Genomic DNA, 6,609 nt, shown 5'->3' with positions numbered 1-6,609 from the left:
TTGAAAGTAGGTGACCAGTTAGCCGGACGTTTCTTCAACGCTTATGGCGAGCCTATCGATGGCGGTCCGATCCCCGAGGGACGTGAGGTCGAGATCGGTGGTCCGTCCGTGAACCCGGTACGTCGTAAACAACCCTCTGAATTAATCGCTACGGGTATCGCCGGTATCGACTTGAATAATACCTTGGTAACCGGTCAGAAGATCCCGTTCTTCGCCGACCCCGACCAGCCTTTCAACCAAGTTATGGCGATGGTAGCCTTGCGTGCGAAGTCCGATAAGATTATCTTGGGAGGTATGGGTATGACGAACGACGACTACCTGTTCTTTAAGAATACATTTAGTAACGCCGGTGCCCTAGACCGTATCGTTAGTTTTATCAACACGACCGAGGACCCGTCCGTAGAGCGTATCTTGATCCCGGATATGGCGTTGAGCGCCGCTGAGTATTTCGCCGTGGAGAAGAACGAGAAGGTCTTGGTATTGCTTACCGATATGACCAACTACGCCGATGCCTTGGCGATCGTATCAAACCGTATGGACCAGATCCCGTCTAAGGACTCTATGCCGGGTTCCTTGTATTCGGATTTGGCGAAGATTTACGAGAAAGCCGTTCAATTCCCGGCGGGAGGTTCCATCACGATTATCGCCGTAACGACCTTATCCGGTGGTGATATCACGCATGCCGTACCTGATAATACGGGTTATATCACGGAAGGTCAGTTGTATTTGCGTCGTGATAGCGATGTGGGTAAGGTCATCGTCGATCCGTTCCGAAGCTTGTCTCGTTTGAAACAGCTGGTAACCGGAAAGAAGACCCGTGAGGATCATCCACAGGTAATGAACGCCGCCGTACGTTTGTATGCCGATGCCGCCAACGCTAAGACCAAGCTGGAGAATGGTTTCGACTTGACCGACTACGACAACCGTACCTTGTCTTTCGCCAAGGATTATTCTTCTAAGCTGTTGGCTATCGACGTAAACTTGGATACGACGGAGATGCTGGACGTAGCTTGGGGATTGTTCGCTAGATATTTCAGCCCGGAGGAGGTAAATATCAAACAAGGATTGGTTGATAAGTACTGGAAGTAAATTAAATAAACATGGCAATAAAGTTTCAATATAATAAAACCTCTCTTCAGCAATTGGAAAAGCAACTGAAGATGCGTGAACGCTCCCTGCCTACGATCAAGAGCAAGGAGAGCGCCCTGCGTATCGAGGTGAAGCGGACCAAGGACGAAGTGAATAAATTGGAACTTCAGCTAGAACGAGAGATTCAGAGTTACGAGAATATGGTGGCTTTGTGGAACGAGTTCAATCCGGAGCTGATCTCCGTGAAGGACGTTACGCTCTCCACGAAGAAGATCGCCGGCGTGATCGTCCCGTTATTGGACGAGATCAAGTTCGAGATCGGACACTATAGTCTCTTTAATGCCCCCGCATGGTATACGGATGGTATCGAGTTGCTGAAAAAGCTGGCTCGTACCGGTATCGAGGCGGAGTTCTCGGGCATGAAGCTGGAGTTGTTGGAGCATGCTAGGAAAAAGACCACTCAGAAGGTGAACCTGTTTGAGAAGGTACAGATTCCGGGTTATAAGGATGCGATCCGTAAGGTGAAACGGTTTATGGAAGACGAGGAGAGTCTTTCTAAGTCCTCACAGAAGATCATGAGAGCCAATCAGGAGAAACGTAAGGCAAAAGAAGAAAAAGAGGAGGCCGAGGTATGATAGTAAAGATGAGTAAATATGCCTTTATGGTGTACCATAAGGAGTATGATACGTTCCTTTCTACGCTTCGTGACTTAGGTGTCGTCCATATCAAGGAGACAAACTCCGTGATGGATAACGAGAGGTTGCAAGAGCTTCTGGCTGAGCGTAAACAGATCAATACGCTGATGCGTTACTTTAAGAACCTCCATGCGGCGGAGAAAGACGTTAAGTTTGCCCCGGCCCGTGAGTTGACGAAAGAGGAAGGCTTGAAGTTGGTGCGTAAGATAGAGGAATTGCAAGATAAGAAAGCGCAATTGATCGCTTCCAAGCAATCGATCGAGAAGGATCTGGCTTATATGGAAATATGGGGTGAGTTCAGTTATCAGAATATCAACCGTCTGAAAAGAGCGGGATACGATGTTACGTTCTTTACCTGTCCTACTGCTAAGTACGAGCCGGAATGGGGCGTGCTGTATAACGCCATTCTGATCAATAACTTCCAATCGGTAACGTATTTTATCACGATTACCAAGGAAGGTACCTTGATCGATATAGACGCTGAACGTCCGAAGATGCCGGTTCAAGGATTGGCGAAGTTGCGTGCCCGTCTGGATCAACGTACCAAGGATATCCAGAATGTGGAGGATGAGCTGAAACATCGTGCCGTGGGGGATTATAAAACGTTGGAGGAATTCGATAAGAACCTGCAGGACGAGTTTAATCTTTCTAATGCGTTAGTGCAGACAGATCGGCAAGCGGGTGATAAGCTCATGTTGTTGGAAGGTTGGGTGCCGACGGAAAACGCTCCGGCCTTGGAGCACGAGCTGGATAAGCAAGGTTATTTCTTCCAGCAATTAGAGATCGAGGATGGGGATAAGGTGCCTATCAAGCTACGGAATAATAAATTCAGTAAGCTGTACGAGCCTATCACGAAGATGTTCTCCTTGCCTAATTACGGTGAACTTGATCCGACCCCGTTGTTCGCCCCGTTCTTTATGCTGTTCTTCGGACTTTGTTTCGGCGATGGCGGATATGGTTTGCTGGTCATGATCGCTTGTACGATCTTGAAGAAGAAGGTGAACCCGGATTTCAAGCCTTATTTGACCTTGTTCCAGTATTTAGGCTTTGCCGCCTTATTGGTGGGTACTTGTACGGGATCTTTCTTCGGAGTGGCCTTGGCGGATATCCCGGCTTTGTCAAAGATCAAGAACTACTTTGTGAATAGCGACAACTTGATGACATTCTCTATTGTCATCGGTTTGGTACAGATCATATTCGGTAAATGTGTCGCTGCTTACAAGATCAAGATACAGAAAGGAACGAAACACAGTATCGCTCCGTTCGCTTGGGTGTTCGTGATCATATCCTTGGCATTGGCGTTCGGACTTCCGATGTTGAACGTTCACTTGCCGAACGCTGTCGTTATGGTATGTTACGGAATCGCCATCTTGGGTCTGGTTGTCGCTTATTTGTACAATACACCGGGCAAGAACGTATTCTTGAACTTTGGTACCGGACTTTGGAACACGTACAATATGGCCTCCGGATTGCTGGGGGATACGTTATCATACATTCGTTTGTTCGCTATCGGTCTGACCGGTTCCATCTTGGGTGGCGTATTTAATACGTTGGCGGTTACGATGACAGACGGTATGAATATCATGGCACGTGCGATCTGTATGTTATTGATCTTGTTAGTGGGTCACTCCATCAATATCGCTCTTTGTACGATCAGCTCCTTGGTACACCCGCTTCGTTTGATCTTCGTGGAATATTACAAGAACGCGGAGTTCGAAGGTGGAGGTAAGGCCTATGAGCCATTCAGAAAAGCATAACAATTAAACGAGAAAATAAAACAATAAAAGAATAATTTAAAAACACATTTTATTATGGAACCAATTTTATTAGCTTATGTAGGTATTGCGTTGATGACAGGTTTAACTTTTATCGGCAGTAGTTATGGTGTTACGATCGCAGGTAATGCGGTGGTAGGTGCGATGAAGAAAAATCCGGATGCTCTGGGTACGTACATCGCTTTAAGTGCGTTGCCTTCTTCACAGGGTTTGTATGGATTCGTGGGCTACTTTATGATGCAGAAGTTCTTGGTCGCTGATATTTCCATGTTGGCCGCTACGGCTGTTTTCGGCGCTGGTTTAGTGTTAGGTTTCGCTGGTTTTTACTCTTCAATCCGCCAAGCTCAAGTTTGCGCGAATGGTATCGCTGGTGTTGGTGCCGGACACAACGTATTCGGTGCTACGATGGTAATGGCCGTATTCCCAGAGTTGTACGCTATCTTGGCCTTATTGGTTGTGATCTTGATTGGCGGAACGATTCCTGTCGCCTAATCATTCAAACATCTGGATATAATAGAGGCCGTCCCGGACATTCCCGGGGCGGTTTTTTTGATTGGATCAATGAATAAACTATCTCTTTTAGTTTATTAACTATACAAATTAGTTTGGTAACTAAAAGTTTTAGTTACTTTGTCGCAAACAAGATAAGGTTATGAAACGACTTACGGTGAAAGAAGAAGAAATCATGGGCTGGTTCTGGCAGAAAGGCCCACTGTTCGTGAAAGAGTTACTTGAATATTACGAGGAGCCTAAACCTCATTTCAATACCCTTTCTACGATTGTCCGAGGCTTGGAGGAGAAAGGTTTCCTCGCCCATAAGAATTTCGGGAATAGCTATCAATATTATGCGGTCTTAACAGAAAAGGAGTATAGTAACGGTACTTTGAAAAATGTGATCGCTAAGTATTTCAATAATTCTTATCTGGGGGTTGTCTCTACGCTGATCAAGGAAGAGGATATCTCTGTGGATGATCTGCGAAAACTAATAGATGATGTAGAACAAGGGAATCGTAAATAAGAGCGAATATGGGAATCTTCTTTGTATATATCCTTAAATCATCCGTGTGCTTGACGATATTTTATCTGTTTTATAAGCTATTGTTGAGCCGTGATACCTTCCATCGTTTCAACCGGATCGCTTTATTAAGCTTGATCATGCTTTCGGTTATCATCCCATTTTGTGAGATTACTTTGGAGAAAGCGACGGCCATTCAGCGTCCGGTCATGGATTTGGAGAATTTGCTAGCGGCGGTTTCCATGAGAACGTCGGCAGAATCCGCTAGCCAACCTGTATGGTTACGAGTTATGGTGATAGCCTATATAATCGGAGGGATATTAACGCTTTGTCAATTCGCATATTCATTTTATGCCTTGTTTCGGTTGATGAGACAAGGTACACCGAAGCTGGTGGACGGAATCCATCTGATTCTTACGGACCAACCAGTCGCCCCGTTCAGTTGGATGCAAACGATCGTAATAAGCCGGAAGGATTTTGAGGAAAGTGGGATAGAGATCATGACGCATGAGATGGCGCATATAAAAGCCCGTCATTCCATTGATCTGCTGATCTCCGAGATTTGTATCCTGTTCCATTGGTTCAACCCATCTGTCTGGTTGTTGAGACAGGAATTGCAAAATATCCATGAATACGAGGCCGACGAGAGCGTATTAAATCAAGGCGTCGACGCAAAAAGATATCAATTATTATTAATTAAAAAAGCTGTTGGTTCACAGCGCTTCACTTCTATGGCCAACAGCTTTAATCACAGTTCACTTAAAAAGCGAATAGCTATGATGTTAAAACAAAAATCAAGTCCATGGGCACGGTTGAAGTATCTGTATGTACTCCCGTTGGCAGCCTTAACGGTGGTAGCCTTTGCCCGTCCGGAAATCTCTCACGAATTGGAGAAGATTTCGAGTGTCAAAATTAGCGAAATTATTCCGGTTCAGGAAAAAAAAGAGCCTAAAAGAAATGTAGAAGTTGAGACCCTCGCAAGGGATTCGGTCGTTTCTGAAAAAGATATGCAAGCGATACAGGAAAAGGTCTCGGCCGTGATGGAGAAATACCAGCCGGAGATTGACAAGGCGGTTGAAGAGGCAGTGAAAGCGGCGAATATCGACGAGATCGTTTCTGCGGAAATGGCGAAACACCAGGCTGAGATCGACAAGGCTGTGCAAGCGGCGATAGAGGCCGCCAAGATAAATGAGACTATCGCCGCCGAGATGGAGAAGATTCAACCGGAGATCAACCGAGCCATAGAGGAGGCCATGAAAGCCATAGACATCAATGAGAAGGCTGCTAAGGAGGCATCAAAGGAAAAGTCCTCTTTCTCCGGTATTGTCTACATCGATGGGATGGAATCTTCTAAAGAGAGGATGGACAATTTGAATCCCGATCGTATTGCGTCTATGAATGTGTACAAAGGAAACGAGGCGATCGCTAAATTCGGAGAGAAAGGTCGTAATGGCGTTATCGAGATAAAATTGAAGAAATGATTTTCGCGTATATATGCAAGGTAGGCTTGTTCGGCTCCCTCTGTGCGGGAATGTTTCTAACCTCCTGTATGGAGCGTGAAAACGAAGAAGCGAGCAAGCGGGTGATTGAGGTAGGTAAAGCTATCTCATCGCCTGCCGAGCTGAAAGCCTCTGATTATTTTGATGAGATCCGGTATGTCCCTTTAGAGACGAGGGATGATTGTCTAGTCGGAAGTTCTCCTGATATCAAGTTATTGGATAAATATATTCTGATCACTTCCGCTAACCGGCAATGTCTTTTGTTTGATAAGGCTACAGGAAAGTTTAAATGTCAGATAGGGCATGTAGGGAAGGATCCGGGTGGCTATAGAAACGTAGACTGCTTGGTGGACGAGTTGAACGGGCGTTTGCTGTTTAATGGATGGGGACATGATTTGATTAGCTATAATCTGGATGGCAATTATATCGGAAAAATAGAGCTTCTTATTTTTCTAAGAAAGTATTCTTGAGGTTAGTAAATAGATAATTTGGAAACAGCTTTATTCGATATAACACGGCCTTGTCATGACTGACTT

At 45.4% G+C, this 6,609-nt stretch carries 7 protein-coding genes; all 7 read left to right on the top strand.

The genetic code is table 11. The features are described from left to right. The coding region (locus QVP94_RS03250) for a V-type ATP synthase subunit B (RefSeq protein ID WP_288213163.1) at positions 1 to 1,089 on the top strand (1,089 nt) is incomplete at its 5' end. 11 nt (positions 1,090 to 1,100) lie between these two features. Further along, entirely contained in the window at positions 1,101 to 1,724 is a 624-nt protein-coding gene (locus QVP94_RS03245; protein ID WP_005857366.1) for a V-type ATP synthase subunit D, read from the top strand. After that, positions 1,721 to 3,541, top strand: coding sequence for a V-type ATP synthase subunit I (locus tag QVP94_RS03240; protein ID WP_022191955.1), 1,821 nt, complete (start codon positions 1,721 to 1,723; stop codon positions 3,539 to 3,541). The genes QVP94_RS03245 and QVP94_RS03240 overlap by 4 nt, the downstream gene beginning before the upstream one ends. Before the next feature lie 54 nt (positions 3,542 to 3,595). Continuing rightward, positions 3,596 to 4,051 (top strand): ATP synthase subunit C-like protein, encoded by a 456-nt coding sequence (locus QVP94_RS03235; protein ID WP_005857362.1) that lies wholly within the window; start codon positions 3,596 to 3,598, stop codon positions 4,049 to 4,051. A gap of 160 nt (positions 4,052 to 4,211) precedes the next feature. Beyond that, positions 4,212 to 4,577: a BlaI/MecI/CopY family transcriptional regulator gene (locus QVP94_RS03230; protein WP_008772319.1), complete on the top strand. Its 366-nt coding sequence runs from the start codon at positions 4,212 to 4,214 to the stop codon at positions 4,575 to 4,577. Between the two features lie 8 nt (positions 4,578 to 4,585). Beyond that, complete coding sequence (locus QVP94_RS03225; RefSeq protein WP_022191954.1) at positions 4,586 to 6,055, top strand: M56 family metallopeptidase; 1,470 nt, start codon at positions 4,586 to 4,588, stop codon at positions 6,053 to 6,055. Then, positions 6,052 to 6,543: a DUF4934 domain-containing protein gene (locus QVP94_RS03220; protein ID WP_008779781.1), complete on the top strand. Its 492-nt coding sequence runs from the start codon at positions 6,052 to 6,054 to the stop codon at positions 6,541 to 6,543. Before QVP94_RS03225 ends, QVP94_RS03220 begins: the two co-directional genes overlap by 4 nt. Positions 6,544 to 6,609: the final 66 nt, after the last annotated feature.

This window comes from Parabacteroides sp. CAG:2, assembly GCF_000436315.1.
GTDB lineage: Bacteria > Bacteroidota > Bacteroidia > Bacteroidales > Tannerellaceae > Parabacteroides > Parabacteroides distasonis.
The sequence above is the reverse complement of the archived record's forward strand: the minus strand, read 5'-3'. Positions and strand labels throughout refer to the sequence as shown.